We start from the raw sequence: 19,818 nt of genomic DNA, 5'->3' as shown, positions 1-19,818 counted from the left end.
GTATAGATTTGAAGATTGATAAATCCAAACACCCGATCCACGTATTAAAAGCAGACGATGAACAAACACCTTTATTCATTAGATTATTTACGAGGATTTGCGGCGGTTTCAGTGTGCTTATTCCACTTCAGTGATAAGTTGGATTATCTGCCAGTCGGAGACATTTTTAAAACGATTTTTAGCCCCGGGCATTTTGGAGTTGAAATTTTCTTCATTATATCGGGCTTTGTTATTCCCTACTCGATGGATAAGGGGCATTATGATTTGAGTAAGATCTTCGTGTTTTTGAAGAAAAGATTCATCAGAATTGAGCCGCCCTATCTGTTATGTGTGTTGCTGGCCATGTTCCTGAATTATGCTACGACATTATCTCCTGTTTATGTTGGCAAGCCATTCAACGTTGACTATGAGCAACTCTTTTATCATATAGGCTATTTGAACGCAATCAATGGTAAGGATTGGCTGAATCCGGTTTTCTGGACCCTGGCTATTGAGTTTCAATATTATTTATTGATTGCATTGTTTTTTCCCTTAATCAGCCATAAAAATCGCCTGGTCTGGATCATAAGCCTTATCGCATTCAATGCACTGGCCACAATTTTCGACAGAAACTACGTCTTCAATTTCTCGATTTTTTTTACAACAGGCATTCTCCTGTACCGCTATCTGGTTGGTAAGCTCAATGGTGCTGAAACGATTATTTCGGCTGTTGTTGTAGTTTGTTTTCTAATCTATTTTTACTCGTATAAAGAGCTGATTGTTACCGTTTTAACGGCAATAGTCGTTTTGCTTCCATTAAGGCCTACGACCATAGCAACATTTCTTGGCAACATTTCCTATTCCCTTTACCTCTTACATTTTCCGATCGGACTGAGGGTCATCAACCTGACGCAGCGGTTTTCGGACAACGTTTCGATAAGGCAAATGATGGTGTTTGGAGCATTGTTGATTTCTATCTTTTGCGCTTACTATTATTACAAGTTGATAGAGAAGCCGTTTAAGATAAAGTCTCAGCGGGTCCGGTACGAAGCAAAAGAAACGCCGGAGCCGGAAAGTGTAAAAGGAAAAAGCCCCTGGTGATGTTCCAGAGGCTTTTGTACCGGGGACGGGAATCGAACCCGTACGAGCGTTTCGGCTCACAGGATTTTAAGTCCTGCGATTTTTGGTTTCATATGGTGTCATATGGTTTTATAGTTACTGATAATCAGGTATTTATAGAAATTTGAAACTTTATAAACCTAAGCAAAACCGGCATTTGTTGTACCTATGTTGTACCAATTTGCGATAAAATATCCGTACCTTGGGTGCTCTAAGCCAGTCGTTAACAACTTTCATGGACTCAACAATAAAAGCAATTTTGCGCAAGAAGAAGCGAGAGGACGGAACTTATCCACTTGCATTGCGCGTCACAACCGGACGAACGTCGACTTATATCTATTTGAAGCAGTACCTGAAAGAGGTCGATTGGGACGCGAGTGCAGGCAAGGTCAAAAAGTCTCATCCGAACTCTGTATGGCTAAATAACTTGATCCTCGCAAGATTGGCGGAGGTTAATGATCAAATTCTTCAGCTGGCAACGCAAAAGAATGATACAACCGCCGCTACCGTAAGAAAGGCAATAAAAAGAGAGGCTGGTACTGGGTTTTTCGCCCAGGCACGACTTTACATTGAACAATTGGAAATGAATGGCAAGTTCAATCGGAGATCGGCTGATGAGCCACGCATCAATCGGTTCAAGGAGTTTTTGAAGGAGAAGGAGATTGGCTTTGCAGATATCAATCCGGGGCTGCTGCGACAGTTCCAGGCTTATCTAAGAAGCGAGCGAAAGGTTACGGAAAGGACAGTCGTGAATCACCTAGTAGTGATTAGAACGATTTTTAATCAGGCAATCACCGCAGGAGTTGCAGACTCGAAGCACTATCCTTTTGGAAAAGGGAAGATTGCAATCAAATTCCCTGATAGTGCTAAGATAGGATTGACAGCGGAGGAGGTAAAGCAGTTAGAAGACGCTGAATTGACTGCTGGCCAGCATCACGCTCGTAATCTTTGGCTAATATCATTCTACTTTGCTGGAATGAGGGTTTCTGACGTCTTGCGGTTGAAGTGGTCGGATTTTCAGAACGACAGGCTATACTATGCCATGGGGAAAAATCTAAAAGCCGGATCTCTAAAAGTGCCAGAAAAGGCGATGAGAATTTTAGAGCAGTACTCAAAGAATAGTACTCACGATCTGGTATTTCCGGATTTGGGCAGACTGGTGAACCTTGATAATTCCAATTCTGTGCAGAGCTACATTAAGACAAGAGTTAAGAGTTGTAACGACTACTTGAAACAAATTGCAGAGGGCCTAGGGCTATCAAAGTCACTGACAATGCATATCGCGAGGCATACGTTCGCCCAGATTTCTGCCGATAGGATTCCTGTGAACATTTTGCAGCGGCTCTATCGTCATTCAGATATCAAAACAACCATGGGCTACCAGAGTCAATTTATTCACCAAGTGACAGATGACGCATTAGACAGTGTGCTCAAACTGTAGTTAAGATATCGATGCAGATTCGTTAGTTTTGTTCGATAGGTACTCGTTTCATAATCAAGCAATTATGTGATGAAACTAATAAGTACCTTTTTATTTGCACGAGATTTGCAGAAGACTCATCGCGGCTGCTTAAATTTGAATGGCTTTTGGGGGAAATCTAATCAGCATTATATGGCGTAATTGGTTGTTGCGATTCTGATGATTGCTAAAAATCCTTGCATTTGGTTCACCACCGCATTATCGCACAGGCATAGTTCAAAAGCTTTTATCACGGTTAACTTGACGAAAGCGGAATCGAGAAGCTGTCTAAGAAGGTGCGGATGTAGTCTGTCCGCCAGGTGGTTATCCTGATCAGTATGCGGTTTGGTGAGAAGGATTTATCCCACTTCAATCAGCATCATTGCCCTTTACCTAATAGCTAGATACGGTGGATGTACATTCGAAGGAAGTGAGAAGCTTCAATATGAGCCGAATTCGGAGTGAAAATACTAAGCCGGAGATGTTGATAAGAAGATTTCTTTTTTCGCAGGGGCTACGTTATAAAATTCATGACCACTCACTTCCAGGGAAGCCAGATTTAGTATTTCCGAAATTTAAGACTGTCGTTTTTATAAATGGTTGTTTCTGGCATGGTCACGACGGCTGTAAATATTTCGTGCTGCCTAAGACTCGTAGTGAATGGTGGGCCACCAAAATATCTAAGACTACTGCTAAAGATGCGAAGAATGCCAAAATTTTGATTGAGCGGGGATGGAAGGTGCTTGTAGTTTGGGAATGTGAGCTGAACAGCGCGCTTCGGGATACCACTTTGAAAAGTCTATTAGAAAAAATAAAAACAGTAAATGAGTTTTAAGTATATAGACCTTTTTGCAGGTGCAGGAGGTCTTTCAGAGGGATTTATTAGGGCAGGGTTTGTACCGGTTGCGCATGTGGAGCTCGAACAAGCTGCATGCTACACTTTGCAAACTAGAGCCGCTTATCACTATTTGAAAGCGGCCGGGTATTATAGCGACTATATATCTTATTTAAAAGGGGACTGTTCTCGGTCTGAACTCTACGCAAGCATACCTGATCAGCTATTGCGCTCGGTAATTAATAATCCTATTGGAGATGATTTTAATGATAGCATTCAGGCATCTATTGATAAGCAACTGTCAGGTGAGAAGGTTGACTTGATAATCGGTGGACCACCTTGCCAAGCCTATTCCTTGGCGGGTCGCGCTCGCTCAGCAAATGGAATGAAAGGAGATCAGCGTAATTACCTCTATATACAGTACGCAAAGTATTTACATCGCTATAAGCCTAAATTATTTGTGTTCGAAAACGTTGAAGGCCTTTTGTCTGCTGGAAACGGCTCTTATTTAGCGAGCATGAACAGACTTTTTCTAGATTCAGGCTATAACATGCAAGTATTTAGAGTAGAGGCTAACAATTTTGGCGTTTTGCAAAACAGGAAACGTATTATTATTATTGGTTGGCGTAAAGATGTCGATTTTGATGTGCCGAGTTTGGAGGACATTTGCGTGGTCAATAATAGCACAGTGAGCTCTGTACTTGTAGACTTACCTGCCATTCAAGCCGGGCAAGGGGTGGATAGGTATCTAACCTACGCTACCACCACAAATAATTATCTTGAAAAAAGTTTAATCCGTAGCGAGTCCGATAATATCCTAACACAACACGTAGCAAGGCCTCACACTGAGCAAGACAAGGAGATATACAGAATTGTGGTTGATAAATGGAATTTGACAAAAGCCAGATTCAACTACAATGACCTCCCGGAAAGGTTGAAAACTCATCAGAATCGTACCTCCTTTTTTGATCGATTCAAAGTTGTTGCGGCAGATGAGCCATTTTCTCAGACGGTTGTCGCGCATATAGCAAAGGATGGGCACTATTATATTCATCCTGACATTGATCAAAACAGATCATTGACTGTTCGAGAGGCGGCGCGATTGCAATCTTTTCCGGACGACTTCTTTTTCGAAGGAGTAAAGGAGGGGAGCAACCGTACCCCTGCGTTGAAGCAAATAGGAAATGCTGTTCCACCCTTAATGGCCTATGAAATCGCAGCAAGAATTAAGCAATTATTATGAGTACACAAACTTCAGAAGTTCATAATATAAAGGCGAAAAGTCACATACTTAGCTTGTTAGGTGACGAATTGATTGGAAGTGACAGTTTAGCAATCTTTGAGCTTGTGAAAAATGCCTATGATGCCGATGCCGAAGAGGTAGTGGTTAAATTCATAGACCTGAGCCAAGACTGTCAAAAAATAATTATAGAGGATGACGGGCATGGGATGACGGGAAAAATCATTGATGATGTTTGGCTAACCATCGGAACTGATTTTAAGAGGGGAAAGAATCGAAAGGAGAGCAAAAAATTCAAAAGAGTTTCTTTTGGTAACAAAGGTGTGGGGCGGCTAGCAGTTCACAAACTAGCGAAGAAAATTGTTCTTGAAACACAGGCGGAAGGAGAGAATTCAACAAGTCGGCTTACCATTGATTGGGCAAAACTCATCGCTTCTGAGGAGTTTATACAAGATTTGAAAGTCGATGTTGAAAATTTTCCAGGTTCTCTATTTCCTAAGAACAAGGGAACCCGTATCATACTAGACAATTTGACCACGAAAGTATGGACGAAGAAGACGCTAAAAGATTTAGTCCGAAAGATCGAAAGCATTAAAAACCCATTTTATGAGAATCCAAATTTTCAAATAAAGATAGAGGCAAATGATTTTCATCAGGAATGGATTGATGAGGTGACAAGTGCAGATGAAGTCTTGAACGATAGTTTATATAAATTTTGCTTTAAAATAAAAAAAGGCCCTGGGGGGCCTACGGATTTTGCAAAATATTTGTGGCGATATTCTTTCAATCCTCCCAGCCAAATTAGGCTTTCCAAAGGTCGAGCAAGAAATAAGGAGACAACGAGCTTCCATATCGGGGAATTGTTTAAAGATCTCGACGGTGTAGACACTTATAACAGGTACTTGCGAAATAAAGACTTGGACAAAATAGGCGCCATAAAGGGGCAATTTTATGTATTTAATCAAAGCTCAGCTATTCTAAATCCCAGTTTTGGTGGTCAGGTGCTTGCTGTAAAGCAGTTTATAAAAGACAACGCTGGAATAAAAATTTTTCGGGATAATATTAGAGTTTATAATTATGGAGAGCCGTACGATGATTGGCTCGGTTTGGACTTAGATAAGATACAGAGGACTGGCGATCACTTTGGTAAGAAAGTTACGATTGGAGCCATCGAGTTAGAGCTCAAGTCTAGCAATGATGGGCTGATCGAGAAGACTAATAGGGAGGGGTTCATAGACAATGTCGAATTCAACCGCTTTCAACAATTATCTAAGGAGGTCTTCAATTTCTTTGAGCAACAAGCTGCGAAGGATAAGGATCTTGTGGATGAATACTTGGAGGGTATTAAGCCGATCAAAAAGGTTGGATTCAGTGAGACAATCAAGGAGTTAGAGGAAAAGATTAAAGAGAAAAATTTAGAAAGGGACTTAGAGCCATTGTTAAAACGAGTGGATCGTGATTATACCGAAATGAGGGATATTATGATTAATTCGGGAATGACGGGCTTAAATTTAGGGATAGCATTTCACGAAGTAGACCGAGAAATTCGCTTTATCAATGCAGACTTGAATGCGACGAACGTTGATATAAGCCTAGTGAAGGATAAAGTAAGAAACCTTATTCAAATTCTGGAAAGCCTGTCTCCCATACTAAGGCAAAATAAGTCAAGCCTTTCTTCTGCCAAAAAGGTCATTGAAATTGCTAGACGTAGAAATGAAAACAGATTTAGATTTCACAAAGTTGTATTTTCTTCACCAGTATTAACAGGAGAGAGTGGTGATTTTAATTTTAGAGTACCTACAAATTTGTTGATATCTGCGATTTCGAATATCATAGACAATTCAATTTATTGGACTCGGTCGAAGATTGATTTGTTTGGTGGTGACTTGAATCAATATCGTCCGGCTATATTTATCGGAACCGACCTTCTGACTTTTGAAGGACCAGCTATAATTTTATGCGATAATGGCCCTGGATTTTCATCTGAGCCAGAGTACTTGGCCCAGCCATTCAAGACAAAGAAAGAAGGCGGAATGGGGCTCGGTCTTTACTTCGCAGACTTGGTCATGAATATGATTGGCGGCAAAATGATCTTTCCTGATTCATCTGACTTGGATATTCCCAAGGCTTACGATGGAGCGTGTATTGCATTAATATTCCCTAAATAGATATAAAATGTTAGCAGCTCAAAATAAGATAATTATAGTCGATAATATGCAGGACGAGCTAGATAGGCTTGGACGATCCTTCTTTAACAATGGCTTAGGTTGTCGTACGTTTCTCTATACTGTTGATTATGACGATGAGCCATTGAAAAATGTCAGACTTGCATTCTTTGATATTAACCTTATTTCGGGAAGAGAAGTATTAACCGACCAAGATATCCAGGATATCTTGGAAAATCATACAACCGTCTTGAACGACATTGCCTACGCAATCGGGCAGTTTATTCATGTAGATAACGGGCCGTATGCACTAATATTCTGGACAAAGAATTCGGCATTAATTGGTGCAATTAGAGATTATATTGGAAATGAGGAGCGAGGTTACGGCGATCTTCCATCTCCGATATTTATCGGTTGTTTAGATAAAACTGAGTTCGATGATGATGACAAGATAGTTCATCTTTCTGAGAGAGTACTGGAACTCATAAACTCAAATGAAAAACTGAAATTTCTATTTGACCTTGAAAATAATGCGAAAATTGCGGGTGAGAAGACGTTGAATAGGCTGGCGTCAATAATTCCTCGTGAAGATTCTTGGGGGATTAGCACAAGATTTTTTGATAACCTAGATATGGTTTTGTCCCGGGTAGCGGCGTCAACATTGGGATTTGAGCATTCAAAGAGCAACCCGCAGAGAGCGGTTTATGAAGGCCTGGTGCCTATTGTGAATTATGAGTTCCTCAATAGTAGCAGTGACGTTGATTGGAGAGAAATAACGTCGCAACTTACAAATGCGAAAGCAATTTCAAATTTAGCGAATCCGAGTGACATCATTCAGCACAAAATGAATGCGCTGTATCACATTGAGGCTTGTCAAGATAATGTGAAAGCAGTGAGGGGATGTGTTTTAGAAATCGACAGATTTAACGAAGCTCATATGAAATCTCTCAATATCGAGGACGTCGACGAGTGGATTACAAAGCTCCTGGCAATTAAGGATGGGAGTGATGCCCAAAAAGCACGAAAAATTGAAATTTTAGGGCAGTCTAAAATTGTCGCAATTGAGATAAGCGCGGCGTGCGACTATGCGAATAAGAAGCCTAGAATTAATAAATACATTCTAGGAGTGCTGACGTCAAATCTGAATTTTAAGCTCGACTCCGATCTTAATCTAAAGAATCGGCCTGAATCATGTTATCATCTGGGAGGATGCTGTTTTCATGCGAACAATAAAGATTTGCATATATGGCTTAATTTGAATTACGTATTTGGGGCTCTATCAACGGACGAACGGCTCGGGAATTCTGTTTTTATCCTAAAGAAGGAAATAATGGATATGCTTGGTAATAAGTACGCCAGTCATGTGTCTCGTATTGGAATTACTAGTTTGTAGGTTCACCCCAAGCTATAGTTCGAACTCACGGGTCGGGCTGTTCACGGCTTGGAAGTTCAATTTGGACTACCATTTACATGTATATTGCAAATTTATCAATTGTTTATTGCTATTTTTCGATTCTTGCTCAATAATAGATGGTTATGTCTTAATAAGAATGTTTTATCGTAGCGTGTACACTGAATAAATGAGTAGTAATCAAGCCCTCCTAGAACTTTCATCTGATGAAGAAGCAGATTTTGCGCAGGAAGATCAAGAGCCTGCCGTTGAAGATGAATCTAATAACATTTTAAATCTGAATAATCTCGAAGTCCGAGCATTCTTACTGAAGGGAACTAGCTACTGCAGCATAGATCTTCCGCCGTACTTTGACTTTAATCCTTTGATCAAGGCGGTCGTTGCCAAATTGGGAGATAGAGATCTTACGGGTTTTTGCCGCCAGATTCCTAGGGCTAATGGTGCGGGAACTAAGGGAGATGACCCCAGTAGCCATGAGGATGTAGACTACAAGTTAATTAACAACAAAGATGGCAGGTACGCGTGGAGACCTTTTCAGCTAATACATCCCGCAATTTACGTTTCTCTAGTTCATAAGATCACAGAGGCGGCAACGTGGACGACGATTGTAAATCGTTTTAGAGAGTTTGCTGGCAATCCAAAAATTTGCTGCTTAAGTATTCCCATTGAATCGAAAACTAAGAGGTCTGATAAAGCGGAGATGGTCTCACACTGGTGGCATGATGTCGAGCAAAAGTCTATCGAAATTGCCCTGGATTATCAGTACTTGACGCAGACTGATATCACAGACTGCTACGGTGCTATCTATACGCATTCGGTGGCATGGGCAATGCACGATAAAGAGGTTGCGAAGGCAAGAAGAGATGATAGAACTCTGATAGGGAATGTCATCGACAAAAATCTACAGGCGATGTCCAATGGCCAAACGAATGGTATTCCTCAGGGTAGTGTGCTTATGGACTTTATCGCAGAGATGATTCTAGGATACGCAGATTTGCAGTTATCAAGAAGACTAGCTTCGAGGCCGGAAGTTATTGATTATCAAATTCTGAGATATAGGGATGACTATAGGATATTTACCAATAACCCAAGCGATGGGGAGATGATAGTTAAGCTGATTACAGAAATATTGATTGAACTCGGTTTGAAGGTAAATCCACAGAAGACTTATACTTCGGGAAGCGTTATCAGAGCATCTGTCAAGGAAGATAAGATATATTGGATCAATAATATTAAATCTGGCAGAAGTTTGCAAAAGCATCTGTTGATCATTCATACACTTGCAATCAAACACCCGAATTCAGGGAGTCTCGCCATTGCGTTAAGTGATTTTTACAAAAGAGTAGCAAAATATAGACGAACCAATGAGAACGTAACGGTCTTGATCAGTATCATAACGGATATAGCTTATAAAAATCCCAGAATTTATCCCATTGCATCTGCAATATTGAGCAAACTGATTAGTTTCCTCAGTGATGATGAGCGTGACACAATTGTTCTAAAGGTTAAAAATCGCTTCCAGTCAATTCCTAATACAGGTCTGATGGACTTGTGGTTACAGCGTATTACGTGTACTTACAACCGTGCGGAACATTATAATGAGCCATTGTGTAAAGTTGTCGTCGGTGAAGATGTTCCAATATGGGGCTCTGATTGGTTAAGGCCGGAGCTTGGCGATTTAATTGTTCCCGCTGGAATCATAGATCAAGCGGTATTGGAATCTATGAAGCCTGTAATCAGGTCAAATGAGTTTTCTTTATTTGATACTTATCCGGTCTAAGCAATTACGTGACGTTATTCTTGTAACGTAAGGGTTATAATGTAAGCTTGCACCACCCCGTTTCGCAGATAGCCATTTGGCTTATTAATCTTCAGGATTTTGAGTGTTGCAAGCGTAGGAAGTTATGAGGCGAGAATTGGCAAAGAGCTTTTCTGAGACCAGTTCGGAAAATGTACTCGTATATTCTTTGAAAATTTGCTATGGTTTGGGCATGACGAAAAGTGCAGATCAAGAACAGCAGACAAGTGACCGGAGATTTTCGCTTGGCCTATCTTATATTGAGGTTATGGATCTGCTAGAAAATCAATTGGATGTTTTTCTAGATCATTCGTCTCGTGATGAAGTAATAGATTGGTTACAATGGAATGATCCAAACGGAGTGTATACTGATGTGGCTTCTATGGGTGAATTTGGCAAAATTGTCAGTAAAGAAGAGGGCGTGGAAACTATGAAACGTCAAATTTTACAGCTGTAATGTGATGGTGCTTGTGTGTCAGCAATAGTATTAATAGCTGGTTATTTCGGATAATTATACCGGATTTTCGATCAATAGCTCATTTGGTGCGTGTGAGCAATCTACATGCGAGTTCGCTTGCATGCCACTTAACGGCAAAAGTATCGGATGCCAGGAACCAGCCACCACCATTTTGCTGAGAACCATGGTTTGCTCCCAGACAAGAACACTGGCATTCATGTCCGGTAGCATTCCAGCATGCCGGGGCGCATTTTTCGTGTTCATGATGGGGCTGGATAATGTAGACCTGCCCCCATCTGCGTAGTGATCGGTCGACAGTATCGTTAAACCAGGCCTTGGGTATTTCCCAATGCCTTTTTTCATTATCCCAGTCCGGTTTCGTGCGCCGGTAGTTTCTTAGCCAGATGCGATTATCGTCTTTGTATGGCAGTCGTACTAATAGGGGATGACCAGCTCCCTTGCGATAGATGACAGGGATTTTTTGCTGTGTCCAAATTTCTTTGATTCGGTCAAGGCTGGAAGTCTGCATTAATCTACTGTTTGTTCAGGAGGTCATTTAAAGATAATGCATTGCAAATCAGGAATAAATACTTTGTATTTGATTTTTAGAGAGTTTTAAGAAGTTCATCTCATAGTGGACAAAGAAAAACAGGCTCGAGGCAGGTACAATCATGAGTAGATTGTTACTCACGATAAGTTAAAAACAACTATTTCAAGGACTTATTTTGATTTTTGTACTCCTGCTCGAACATGGCATGAATGGATTATGAGGATAAATTGTTTAGCCATCTGAACGAACTATGAACTGTAAGTGTCCCGAATATGCAGGGAACTTTTCACATGCAGTGCACAAAAAGGCTTGCCCAAAAGAATCATCCACCCTTTGATTACCTCTTTGGAACTTATTTTAGTGAAACGGTACGGACACTGATACGCAACCCCAGTAGTGTGGCCGCCTAAAGCCGGGATATTTTATTTCAGGACTTCGACGTTTGATTGAGATCGATGCTTGGAAGCTGTCAAGAGACAACAACTTTTTTACCCCGGTCTCTGCATTTGTCTGAGTTATTCTTCTTGTGCGACTGGATGTCCAGCCAATTTCTAGCTCCGCTACGAACGTATTCATGTATTTTGAATCCAAAGCGTAGCCTGATTCTATATTTTTTTGTCCCGATATTAATGCGTTCCGAGCAAAAAGCCTTGGAGATAGGCTTGCATATAGGAAATGCTCCCATATCGGATCTTCAACTACCGGATTTTCATTTATGACGCCGGCTTCGTTTTTTTTATCGACCGCGCTTAAAATTGTGTTCTGTCCTTTACCAAAATTTGCGAAGTTAATTTTTCCGGCTCGTAGTCCTATATTCCCGCTAAAATACGTATAATATCCAGCGGCTGATTCCAATCCATAACTCGCATCCCATCTCAACCATTCTTTCCACCATTTATCAGACTTAAACAATTCTCCTTTCCGCGCTTCATCGAATTTGAAAGTTCTAACTGGAGCCTTAAATGAATTTTGTATTAAAAAAGCAAAGTGCCCTCCTTTTGATATTTGAGTGTCCCACCCAAGTGGAATGCCTCTTCCGGTGAACCAGTAGGAGTGAGCAAAACTTTGGAATTCCTGACTTACGTTGGTTCCGAGTAGACCATAGACAAGAGACCAGGAACGTACACTCCTACGGAAAGTTCGCGTACGAGTCGTTTGCAGGAAAACCATATTTGAATAAGGACGGTCGCCATATTCCGGTATATATGTCCTAATGTTCAATGGAGTAAATGCCGAGACGCCAAACCCAATTTGTGCGGGTAACTCTTGAAAATCAAAATAGTTATCACGCGACAAAATAAATAGTCTGTCGTGCAATTTGTAGATTAAGTTTAATGGTGTGAAAATTATATTTTCTTTTTCATGCCCAAGCTGAGAATATGAAAAAGCAGTCCCTTGAGTATAGTTTCGATCTTGATTGTTTATCAAATCCGCAAAAAAATCTTGGTCGATTTGCATTGATAAAGTTCCAATGGCACGTCCCGAATAGTGAGAATATAATTTTCTACGTGATCGTGGGGGATCATCGAATGCCAGAGCTAGTTCAAACGATAGTGTTAAAAGGCAGAGTATCAGTGTTTTCATCGTTCTAAAAGAAGGAGTGTCACTTTTTTATGTTTAACATTTGCATTTTGAAACTTATCGCTAGCTATCTGCTCGACATTTTGCAGCAGAAGCGTTTTGTTCATCAACATTACCTCGCGGCTTATAACTTTGCCATTTGGATGCTTTATTTCATCGTTATTTACTTCGCCCAGAAAATATTCTTTGCCATTAATTGAAATTGTCACCGCATAGCTAGTCAATGCGACATCACATCTCGGGCATCGGAGATCAATGACATCATTCAATTCGAAAGTTAATTCAGGGTTCTCTTCGCTTGGAAAGACGGCGACGTCCTCGTGACCCTCGGGAATAGAATTTCTATCGGTATTTTGTAATATGAATGGCCGTCCTAGTTCAACCTTTATAGGAGGATTAGGGAAATTTTCTGAACATGCGGCAGCAAGGGCCACAAAAACGAGCGCCAATATTTTTTTCATGAATTTAATGACTATTTAGCGGTATCGATGACACAAATTGGCTCACTCTGGAAATCTTCTCTCCCTGGCACGCACCCGCATTCGTGATAGCGGTACATACAATCGATTCTGCGCAGTTCTTGCCGACAGGTTGCCTCATGTCTATTCCGCCTCGTGCGAGTATGCCGACAAGCTCGTCTTTCGCATTAAACACTGGGGAGCCTGAGTTTCCAGCATAAGTGTCGAGTGTCGCAGACAAAAAATTAGGATCGTTGCGATCTATCACCGTAGCACCGTCAGCAATTTTCAAAGGAAGACCCAACGGATGCCCAATCACATACAGACTATCGCCGGGTAGGATTACTTTTGCCATGCGAACTTGTTTGTCAGGAACGGGGAGATCTCTATCTGTAAGTAGTAAAGCATAGTCCCTAGTTCCGGGTATTTTCTCTCGTTTGATAATAGACTTTAGTGAAAATATTCGGTTGTTATCAATTATAACTTTCCCGTCCTTAATGCATCGGAAGTCAAAAATGAAACGTAATCGTTGAGCGGCTTCAGAGTCCGAGAATTTTTCAATACAATGTGCTGCTGTGACTATCGTAGATTTATTGATCGCTATGCCTGTTCCAATGCCGCCGCTAGGTTGGCCTAGAAAGGTTTCAGTATTACAAATTGGCAAGCTTCCGACCGAAATAAAAGCGTTGGTCTTAATCTCGGACTTTGAACTGCCAACACTTGAGATACTTGATCGGTCAAATATCGCTACAACCCTGCCTGAGTTTTCTAATCTATCCTTATTTTCTTCCTCGCATATTTCTTTTCGATTATCTTCGAAAAATTGAAGACGCAGGGTATCACGTTGATCAATTAATGCTGATAAAACCGAACTTAGGGTATCAAATTCGAACTTTTTGAATGCTTCTTCAAAATTGACTTTTAAGGTTTCCTTCCGTGCCACGATGCCTGTATCAGTTGCAATGAATACAGTGTCTGTGAGTTCTGATCCAATATTAAGCCATTTATCGATACTTGTTGACTTTTGTCGAAGTCTTAGCTCCTGCGAGAGAAGCATAATTTGTTGATTCAAGTCAGGGCTCAACTCTCTCACTGTTGAGTTTGCCTCAGTAGTTGTGCCAGATGGATTTAACCTCTGACATGCAGTACAACTTATGATTAGGATAAGTGCTAGCAGAACATGATTGAGCGTAAAAGATTTCATGGATCGGTTATTTTGTAGATTGGCAAAATCATGGTGATAACATTGCTTGTCCCGATGTAACTTCCGGCACTACATTGGTCGTTGAACTTTGTTATGTTGTTATTTTAATTTAACACAACCGATTCTTTCAGCACATCCACGAAGGCTTACAAGGTCACCCAGCTCTACTTTGGAGACACAGGGAATTACATAGTGTCATCAGCTGCCTATTCAGAGGTTAAAGTATAAATTACTTTTAAGGAGACTGATGGATAATATTTATCTCCGAAAAAATCGTTGTTATCTGGCTGTAGTGAAGTTAAGGGAGATCTGTTTACTATAATCTTTTTCCCTTCATAGTTTAAGAGATAATCTCTTGGTTGCCTAAAAGACAGCATTTCATATGTTGCAGCGATCTGTACATTATCGCCAAAGGTATACCCAATTCCCAACCCACCGTCCAATTTTTGATTAAATAATCCAGCGCCTCCCAGCGCAGAATTGAATGTTGCCAAATTAATGGTAGCAATAATTGAAAGCCCCCGAGGGACATAGTAAGGGTTGCCCACGGGAATTCCATTTGCATCCAGTTTACGATAATAGGATCCTCCCAAGTAGCCTTTCAGAACAGGAAATGATAGGGTAGATGATAGCAAAAATGATGTATTGGAAGTGTTTTGGAGATCCAGGGTTGTATCAATGGGAGATATTCTGGCATCGAAAAGTTTTTTAAAGCTTTGATTGAATCCTAAAGAAACGCCAAATTTTATTCCCTTGTTTTTTACGTTGCCCAAAGCCGTTGCTTGTGCTTTTGTGATTTCGACTTTACCTTCGACTTGCGCGAGGCAGGTTGTGTAACATGAAACAAATAGGATGAGCGAGTATATTTTTTTCATACTACGTAGTTTTGATATTTGATGAATATAATGTCTTATAGCCTCAATAAAAAAATAAGTTATTATTCGGTATCTGGTTGAAACTAAGACTGAAATTTTTCACAGGGGATGCCTTCAAGGTTTTGCACCTGAACATTTGTTTCTTGTATCTATGCACCAAATGGTGAAGGCATAGCGAAGCAAAGAGGATGCTATATTTGAGGTCTAAGAGCAGACGCTTTTGGGGCACTCTTGAAAAAGAAAAATATCGGTACACAGGATGGTACACGATAGAAGAGTTCTTATGTTTGGGATAGGCTGTACAAAAGTAAACAATTGATTTCATTGGTGGAGCTAACCGGTCTCGAACCGGTGACCTCTTGCATGCCATCAGTGCCAGCTATCATTTCATGGGGTTTAATACGATATAATTTCTTGAGTGATATTATTTGTTTAGTGTATAATTTGATCCACACGGTATAACCCGGTCTAACTGGATCGAAATATTCTTGGTCCACATTTTGGCTCACCAAGGAGGAATGAATGCCTAAGGCTCAGCTGCACCTATTGACAGTACAGCAGGTAGAACGTGTTCAACCAGCTAAAGCTGATCAGATGCTCAATGATGGTGGTGGGCTTTACTTGTTCATTCGCCGTTATGGGGCGAAGCAATGGATATTCCGATATACCTCTCCGCTGGCAAACAAGCGACGTAAGCAATCGCTGGGAGCACTTTCTGAAATTTCACTGAGAGAGGCAAGGCGGTTGGCTTCGGAGAAAAGGGAGCTATTGGCTCGGGGCCTAGATCCATTGTATGAGGCTGCAATCCGGAAGGTTGACAAGGCTAAGGACTTCAACGACTGGGAAGCAAAACAACGCAGTAAGGTTAAAACGGTATTTTCAGAGTGGAAGCGAGCTGAATTGCAGAACCGGAAGGACCTCGGTGCTGAGATCGAGCGCACGTTTGAAAAGGACGTTTTCCCATTAATTGGCAACAAGCATATTGCGGAAGTTACTCGGGCGGATGTGAAAGCCATCTTGGACAGGCCATTAACCCGGAAATCGAAGCGCATGGCTAACCGCCTATTGTCGGATCTAAAACAGTTCTTTGGCTATGCAGATGATGAAGAATTGATCACGTTGAACCCTACACGCCGCTTGACGAAAGAGCGTGTAGGCGGGAAGGAGCGCTCACGGAAGCGGTACCTTACAGTTTCGGAACTTAAACTGCTTCATGAAAACCTACCTACTTCGGGTTTACGCACGGAATATCAACATTTGATTTGGTTGCTCCTGGCAACGGGCTGCCGTGTCAATGAAATCCTGAGGGCTAAATGGTCGCACTTCGATTTTCAGAAACAGCTTCTGGTGATTCCAGCGGAGCACTCGAAGAATACGAACAGTCATCACGTATATCTATCTGAGTTTGCATTGCAGCAGCTCCGGCAATTACACGAAACCAGGACTACCGAATGGCTAGTACCAAATCGTACCAGTAATGGTCCAATAACTCGCCAAGTTTTAACTAAACAGGTAACTGATCGACAACAAGACGTCGGTGTCAAAGGTCGTGTCGCTAATAATCGTACCTTGATTCTGCCTAACGGAAAGTGGGTAATCCACGATCTACGGCGCACAACAGCAACCTTGATGCAGGAGCTAGGCATTCTGCCTCATATCATCAAGAAATGTCTGAATCAGAAAACGGAAGATAAGATCATGGAGACGTATCAACGTGCTGAGTTAGCTACCCAGCAACAAAGAGCTTTTAAGCAACTGGGATTATTCCTGGAGAACCTTGGGATAGAAGATGAACGAGAGCCTACTGCAATTAATGATCCACGTTGACCCCTTCGTGGCGAAGGTATCTACTTGGTGGATTTCCAAATTTGTTCGCTTCACAGATATACAATATAAATCGCTTTGCACGTGTAGTCGCGATATTAATTGTGGTTCAAGGTTGGTCTGGGTTGGCCTGGGAAAAGAAAACAGAGGTAAGCCGCCGTTCCCATGGTGCAAATTAGAGCATTGAGCACATTCTCAAATTTGTGCATTGCTGGGGCTTCTCTATTAATATCCTGTTCAAAATGCTTGAACTGAAACGTATAATACTCGTGTGTAAATATTATCTTTTGCTCACATCCAGCAAATCCTCGAAAAAAGGGTTTTATTTGTTTTGTTCAGTCGCTGCAATGATGTAACTAGTGAGATTAGAAAACACTAAATAGTGTTTTAAGCTGTTGAAAACATTATCAATTTGTGATTTGCGTACGTCACTACAAGAAACGTGATGGATCCCTATTCGGAAATCTGAGGACCCTGACCCAGACAGATTAGTCCGATCGGCCGCTTGTTATACTTTAAGTACACACGGTTAATAGATACATGTGTTATTATGAACAAATCTGTAATTGATCAGTTTTTGAAACCTAAAAATTGCGAACATTATGCTGAACATGTTGTAGATGTTGACCAGATACGGGTCTCTCGGCTCTTTCCGGAAAATGGTTCACCATCTAATTCTGAAATTCTGATTGCTGGCTTGCATTTAAAGGAGTGCCTTAGGTGTGGAGCAATCCTGACAGATTTTGATAAACACAGAATTAAAACTATCTCACGAATGCTTTCGGAGTTGCAGAGCTTGTATCAAGGGCGCGAGATCACTCTACGGCTCAAAGAGAGTAAAGCCGAGCCTGTCAGCACGAATTTGACGGTACTTGGAAGTCCGGAATTGACGGAAAAGGTTTCCTTTCAAGCAGTTTACCCCCGCTTTGGTTTGGATGATGTAATTCTCAACAGGGCAACTCAAAAAAAGCTTGAGGAAGTCAGCATCAGGCTCAAATATGGCGACTTGTTTTTTGTACGCTACAATTTTCAGAAGGTCCGTCCTTACGGGCGCGCTACTGTGGTGTTGTTCTATGGCGCCTCCGGAACAGGGAAAACTCGAACGGCAGAAGGATTAGCTCAAAGTCTGGGCCTGAAATTTCTGGATGTAAACCTGTCCGATCTTACCAGTCGCTTTATGTCTCAGACTAGTAAAAATATTCAGCAGGCATTCGATCAGGCAAGTGACCAGAATGCATTAATCTTTTTTGATGAAGCCGATACTGTGCTGGGGAAGCGGCTCAGTGATATTTCACAAGGGGTTGAGGCAGAGATCAACATGGCTCGTTCTACCATGTTGAAAGAATTAGAAAGATTCAATGGAGTTTGTGTATTTGCGACCAATTTTGTGGGAGCAATTGATAAAGCGTTTACTAGGAGGATTTCATACATTGTCCCATTTGAGCTACCGGATGCTGAACACCGTAAGTCTTTATGGGATTATTTCTTACTGGAAACATTGCCTTTGGAGAATCCGAAAAATGAGTGGATCGACGAATTGGTTGAACTAAGTGAAGGCATGACGGGTGCCGACATCGTTCTGGCAATCGAATTGACATTTCCAATGGCGATAGTAGAAGACGAAAATCAGCCAGTTATTAGAAAGAATTTTTTACTCCAGTCGCTGTTTGAAATGAAGCGGGGGAAAAAGATAATAGGTACCAGCAAAGAGCTGGAACAGATAAAAGACACGTTTAACTTAAAATAACCTTCCTTTCTATGAGTTTTTTCGAAAAATTTGCTAAGGCTGCATCTGACCTTGGTAGCTACATTATTAAAACTACGGCAAAAACAATCGATTTTATCTATGATACAACTGTTCAGATTGCTGGAAGAATAGCGGATGCATCCAGACGGGCACTAAAGTCGATTGGAAAGGATATTGAAACTATTATTGAAGTTACGGCTGATGTAGCCAAAACGACAATACGGAAGGTATCGGAGATCGCCAGGGAGATAAAAAATGGGTTCAACAACATTTTTACTTCTCAACAAAAGAGCGAAGCACAATATGGGACGCAGGTTCGTTACGCCGGAGAAATTTTTGAAATAGCCAAGGAGCTGTTGGAAAGGGCGGAGGAAGCGCATAGTAACGCGGCGCGCCAAAATTTCCGTGATTTTGCAAGACTATCTGCATCATCGATGTTTCTAGAAGACCTTCTAAAAAGACAACATTTTGATTCGGCCCAGACAATCAACACACGGTTCGTTGGTTCGATATGGAAATTTTTGGATAATGAGTTTGATGGAGATAATGCGGCAATTGAAGATTTTGATAGACAAATCAGTCAAATCTACAAAAAAGGCTTATTGGAGATTGGTTCGGAGATCCTCGTTAATTTCTGGAAAAGTCAAGAGGGTGAGCTAAAAAGCAAGCTTGATTCACAAGTTCTAAGGTTTAACAATCTTGAACGAGAGATTGGAAAGCTTGAAAGTCGAAAAGAACGAAACCTCGACGATGTAGTTGCGCTTGACGAGGAAATCGGAACAAAGAGAGACGAGTTGAGGGACTTAAAATGGGAGGAACAGCAGTTGAGGAGAGAGTATCTGGATAACAAGGATATGGCTGGTGTATCGCGTTCGATGTTATTTGTAATGAAATATCAGTACAAATTACCAACTTATCTAATTGAGCTAGGCACAACTGCGGGTGAAATCATAACACGTTGGAAGCGAAATATTTTGCCAAGCGTTGAAGAGCGGGAACTGATTCGAACTTTTAGTCTCGCTGCGGAGGGAGAAAGAAGGACGTTTTATACGAGTGGCCCCCAGGTAGAATTGTAACCGCGGCTTTGATTGGTAAATTTCCAAAAATTTTGAACCC

16 protein-coding genes and 1 tRNA gene are annotated in these 19,818 nt (G+C 41.2%); 11 read left to right on the top strand and 6 right to left on the bottom strand.

Features of this window, described 5'->3' with window-relative positions; translation table 11 throughout:
- Nucleotides 1–57 precede the first annotated feature (57 nt).
- On the top strand, nt 58–1,080 hold the full coding sequence (locus MUK70_RS19235; protein ID WP_234654644.1) for an acyltransferase family protein: 1,023 nt from the start codon (nt 58–60) through the stop codon (nt 1,078–1,080).
- Nucleotides 1,081–1,097: 17 nt separating this feature from the next.
- Here MUK70_RS19235 and MUK70_RS19230 read toward each other — a convergent pair.
- Nucleotides 1,098–1,177, bottom strand: a tRNA-Leu gene (locus tag MUK70_RS19230).
- Between the two features lie 156 nt (nt 1,178–1,333).
- Between MUK70_RS19230 and MUK70_RS19225 the strand changes: the two genes are divergently transcribed.
- The 7 genes from MUK70_RS19225 (at nt 1,334) to MUK70_RS19195 (ending at nt 10,463) form a co-directional block, all read left to right on the top strand.
- Nucleotides 1,334–2,539 carry a site-specific integrase gene (locus MUK70_RS19225; protein ID WP_234654642.1) on the top strand — a complete coding sequence of 402 codons (1,206 nt, stop codon included), beginning with the start codon at nt 1,334–1,336 and terminating at the stop codon, nt 2,537–2,539.
- 463 nt (nt 2,540–3,002) lie between these two features.
- Nucleotides 3,003–3,392: a very short patch repair endonuclease gene (locus MUK70_RS19220; protein ID WP_234654640.1), complete on the top strand. Its 390-nt coding sequence runs from the start codon at nt 3,003–3,005 to the stop codon at nt 3,390–3,392.
- The gene (locus MUK70_RS19215; RefSeq protein ID WP_234654638.1) at nt 3,382–4,635 is read left to right on the top strand and encodes a DNA cytosine methyltransferase; all 1,254 of its coding nucleotides are present in this window, start codon (nt 3,382–3,384) and stop codon (nt 4,633–4,635) included. The genes MUK70_RS19220 and MUK70_RS19215 overlap by 11 nt, the downstream gene beginning before the upstream one ends.
- The gene (locus tag MUK70_RS19210; RefSeq protein WP_234654636.1) at nt 4,632–6,800 is read left to right on the top strand and encodes an ATP-binding protein; all 2,169 of its coding nucleotides are present in this window, start codon (nt 4,632–4,634) and stop codon (nt 6,798–6,800) included. Before MUK70_RS19215 ends, MUK70_RS19210 begins: the two co-directional genes overlap by 4 nt.
- Before the next feature lie 7 nt (nt 6,801–6,807).
- The gene (locus MUK70_RS19205; protein WP_234654634.1) at nt 6,808–8,190 is read left to right on the top strand and encodes a hypothetical protein; all 1,383 of its coding nucleotides are present in this window, start codon (nt 6,808–6,810) and stop codon (nt 8,188–8,190) included.
- A gap of 187 nt (nt 8,191–8,377) precedes the next feature.
- Nucleotides 8,378–9,988, top strand: coding sequence for an RNA-directed DNA polymerase (locus MUK70_RS19200; protein ID WP_234654632.1), 1,611 nt, complete (start codon nt 8,378–8,380; stop codon nt 9,986–9,988).
- A gap of 124 nt (nt 9,989–10,112) precedes the next feature.
- Nucleotides 10,113–10,463 carry a hypothetical protein gene (locus tag MUK70_RS19195; RefSeq protein ID WP_234654630.1) on the top strand — a complete coding sequence of 117 codons (351 nt, stop codon included), beginning with the start codon at nt 10,113–10,115 and terminating at the stop codon, nt 10,461–10,463.
- A gap of 54 nt (nt 10,464–10,517) precedes the next feature.
- On the opposite strand, the gene MUK70_RS19190 is transcribed toward MUK70_RS19195, so the two are convergent.
- From MUK70_RS19190 to MUK70_RS19170, 5 genes are all read right to left on the bottom strand, one after another.
- A complete protein-coding gene (locus tag MUK70_RS19190) occupies nt 10,518–10,826 on the bottom strand; it encodes a hypothetical protein (protein WP_234654628.1) in 309 nt (102 codons plus the stop codon).
- Between the two features lie 544 nt (nt 10,827–11,370).
- Nucleotides 11,371–12,597 (bottom strand): lipid A-modifier LpxR family protein, encoded by a 1,227-nt coding sequence (locus tag MUK70_RS19185; RefSeq protein WP_234654626.1) that lies wholly within the window; start codon nt 12,595–12,597, stop codon nt 11,371–11,373.
- Nucleotides 12,594–13,055 (bottom strand): hypothetical protein, encoded by a 462-nt coding sequence (locus MUK70_RS19180; protein WP_234654623.1) that lies wholly within the window; start codon nt 13,053–13,055, stop codon nt 12,594–12,596. The genes MUK70_RS19185 and MUK70_RS19180 overlap by 4 nt, the downstream gene beginning before the upstream one ends.
- Nucleotides 13,056–13,059: 4 nt before the next feature.
- Nucleotides 13,060–14,256: a trypsin-like serine peptidase gene (locus tag MUK70_RS19175; RefSeq protein WP_234654622.1), complete on the bottom strand. Its 1,197-nt coding sequence runs from the start codon at nt 14,254–14,256 to the stop codon at nt 13,060–13,062.
- A 206-nt stretch (nt 14,257–14,462) separates the two neighbouring features.
- Nucleotides 14,463–15,131, bottom strand: coding sequence for a hypothetical protein (locus MUK70_RS19170; protein ID WP_234654620.1), 669 nt, complete (start codon nt 15,129–15,131; stop codon nt 14,463–14,465).
- Between the two features lie 522 nt (nt 15,132–15,653).
- Here MUK70_RS19170 and MUK70_RS19165 point away from each other — a divergent pair.
- The 3 genes from MUK70_RS19165 (at nt 15,654) to MUK70_RS19155 (ending at nt 19,778) form a co-directional block, all read left to right on the top strand.
- Nucleotides 15,654–16,958 (top strand): tyrosine-type recombinase/integrase, encoded by a 1,305-nt coding sequence (locus MUK70_RS19165; RefSeq protein ID WP_234654618.1) that lies wholly within the window; start codon nt 15,654–15,656, stop codon nt 16,956–16,958.
- A 547-nt stretch (nt 16,959–17,505) separates the two neighbouring features.
- Nucleotides 17,506–18,702 (top strand): ATP-binding protein, encoded by a 1,197-nt coding sequence (locus MUK70_RS19160; protein WP_234654616.1) that lies wholly within the window; start codon nt 17,506–17,508, stop codon nt 18,700–18,702.
- An 11-nt stretch (nt 18,703–18,713) separates the two neighbouring features.
- On the top strand, nt 18,714–19,778 hold the full coding sequence (locus MUK70_RS19155; RefSeq protein WP_234654613.1) for a hypothetical protein: 1,065 nt from the start codon (nt 18,714–18,716) through the stop codon (nt 19,776–19,778).
- Nucleotides 19,779–19,818: the final 40 nt, after the last annotated feature.

This window comes from Dyadobacter chenwenxiniae (assembly GCF_022869785.1).
Lineage (GTDB): Bacteria > Bacteroidota > Bacteroidia > Cytophagales > Spirosomataceae > Dyadobacter > Dyadobacter chenwenxiniae.
This window is presented reverse-complemented; position numbering and strand designations above follow the sequence as displayed.

Bases quoted from the DNA above. Each gene is read 5' to 3' on its own strand.
- MUK70_RS19190 (WP_234654628.1), bottom strand. From the start codon at position 10,826: ATGAAAAAAGGCATTGGGAAATACCCAAGGCCTGGTTTAACGATACTG.
- MUK70_RS19175 (WP_234654622.1), bottom strand. From the start codon at position 14,256: ATGAAATCTTTTACGCTCAATCATGTTCTGCTAGCACTTATCCTAATC.
- MUK70_RS19160 (WP_234654616.1), top strand. From the start codon at position 17,506: ATGAACAAATCTGTAATTGATCAGTTTTTGAAACCTAAAAATTGCGAA.
- MUK70_RS19215 (WP_234654638.1), top strand. From the start codon at position 3,382: ATGAGTTTTAAGTATATAGACCTTTTTGCAGGTGCAGGAGGTCTTTCA.
- MUK70_RS19170 (WP_234654620.1), bottom strand. From the start codon at position 15,131: ATGAAAAAAATATACTCGCTCATCCTATTTGTTTCATGTTACACAACC.
- MUK70_RS19220 (WP_234654640.1), top strand. From the start codon at position 3,003: ATGAGCCGAATTCGGAGTGAAAATACTAAGCCGGAGATGTTGATAAGA.
- MUK70_RS19155 (WP_234654613.1), top strand. From the start codon at position 18,714: ATGAGTTTTTTCGAAAAATTTGCTAAGGCTGCATCTGACCTTGGTAGC.
- MUK70_RS19195 (WP_234654630.1), top strand. From the start codon at position 10,113: ATGAGGCGAGAATTGGCAAAGAGCTTTTCTGAGACCAGTTCGGAAAAT.
- MUK70_RS19200 (WP_234654632.1), top strand. From the start codon at position 8,378: ATGAGTAGTAATCAAGCCCTCCTAGAACTTTCATCTGATGAAGAAGCA.
- MUK70_RS19235 (WP_234654644.1), top strand. From the start codon at position 58: ATGAACAAACACCTTTATTCATTAGATTATTTACGAGGATTTGCGGCG.
- MUK70_RS19180 (WP_234654623.1), bottom strand. From the start codon at position 13,055: ATGAAAAAAATATTGGCGCTCGTTTTTGTGGCCCTTGCTGCCGCATGT.
- MUK70_RS19205 (WP_234654634.1), top strand. From the start codon at position 6,808: ATGTTAGCAGCTCAAAATAAGATAATTATAGTCGATAATATGCAGGAC.
- MUK70_RS19185 (WP_234654626.1), bottom strand. From the start codon at position 12,597: ATGAAAACACTGATACTCTGCCTTTTAACACTATCGTTTGAACTAGCT.
- MUK70_RS19165 (WP_234654618.1), top strand. From the start codon at position 15,654: ATGCCTAAGGCTCAGCTGCACCTATTGACAGTACAGCAGGTAGAACGT.
- MUK70_RS19225 (WP_234654642.1), top strand. From the start codon at position 1,334: ATGGACTCAACAATAAAAGCAATTTTGCGCAAGAAGAAGCGAGAGGAC.
- MUK70_RS19210 (WP_234654636.1), top strand. From the start codon at position 4,632: ATGAGTACACAAACTTCAGAAGTTCATAATATAAAGGCGAAAAGTCAC.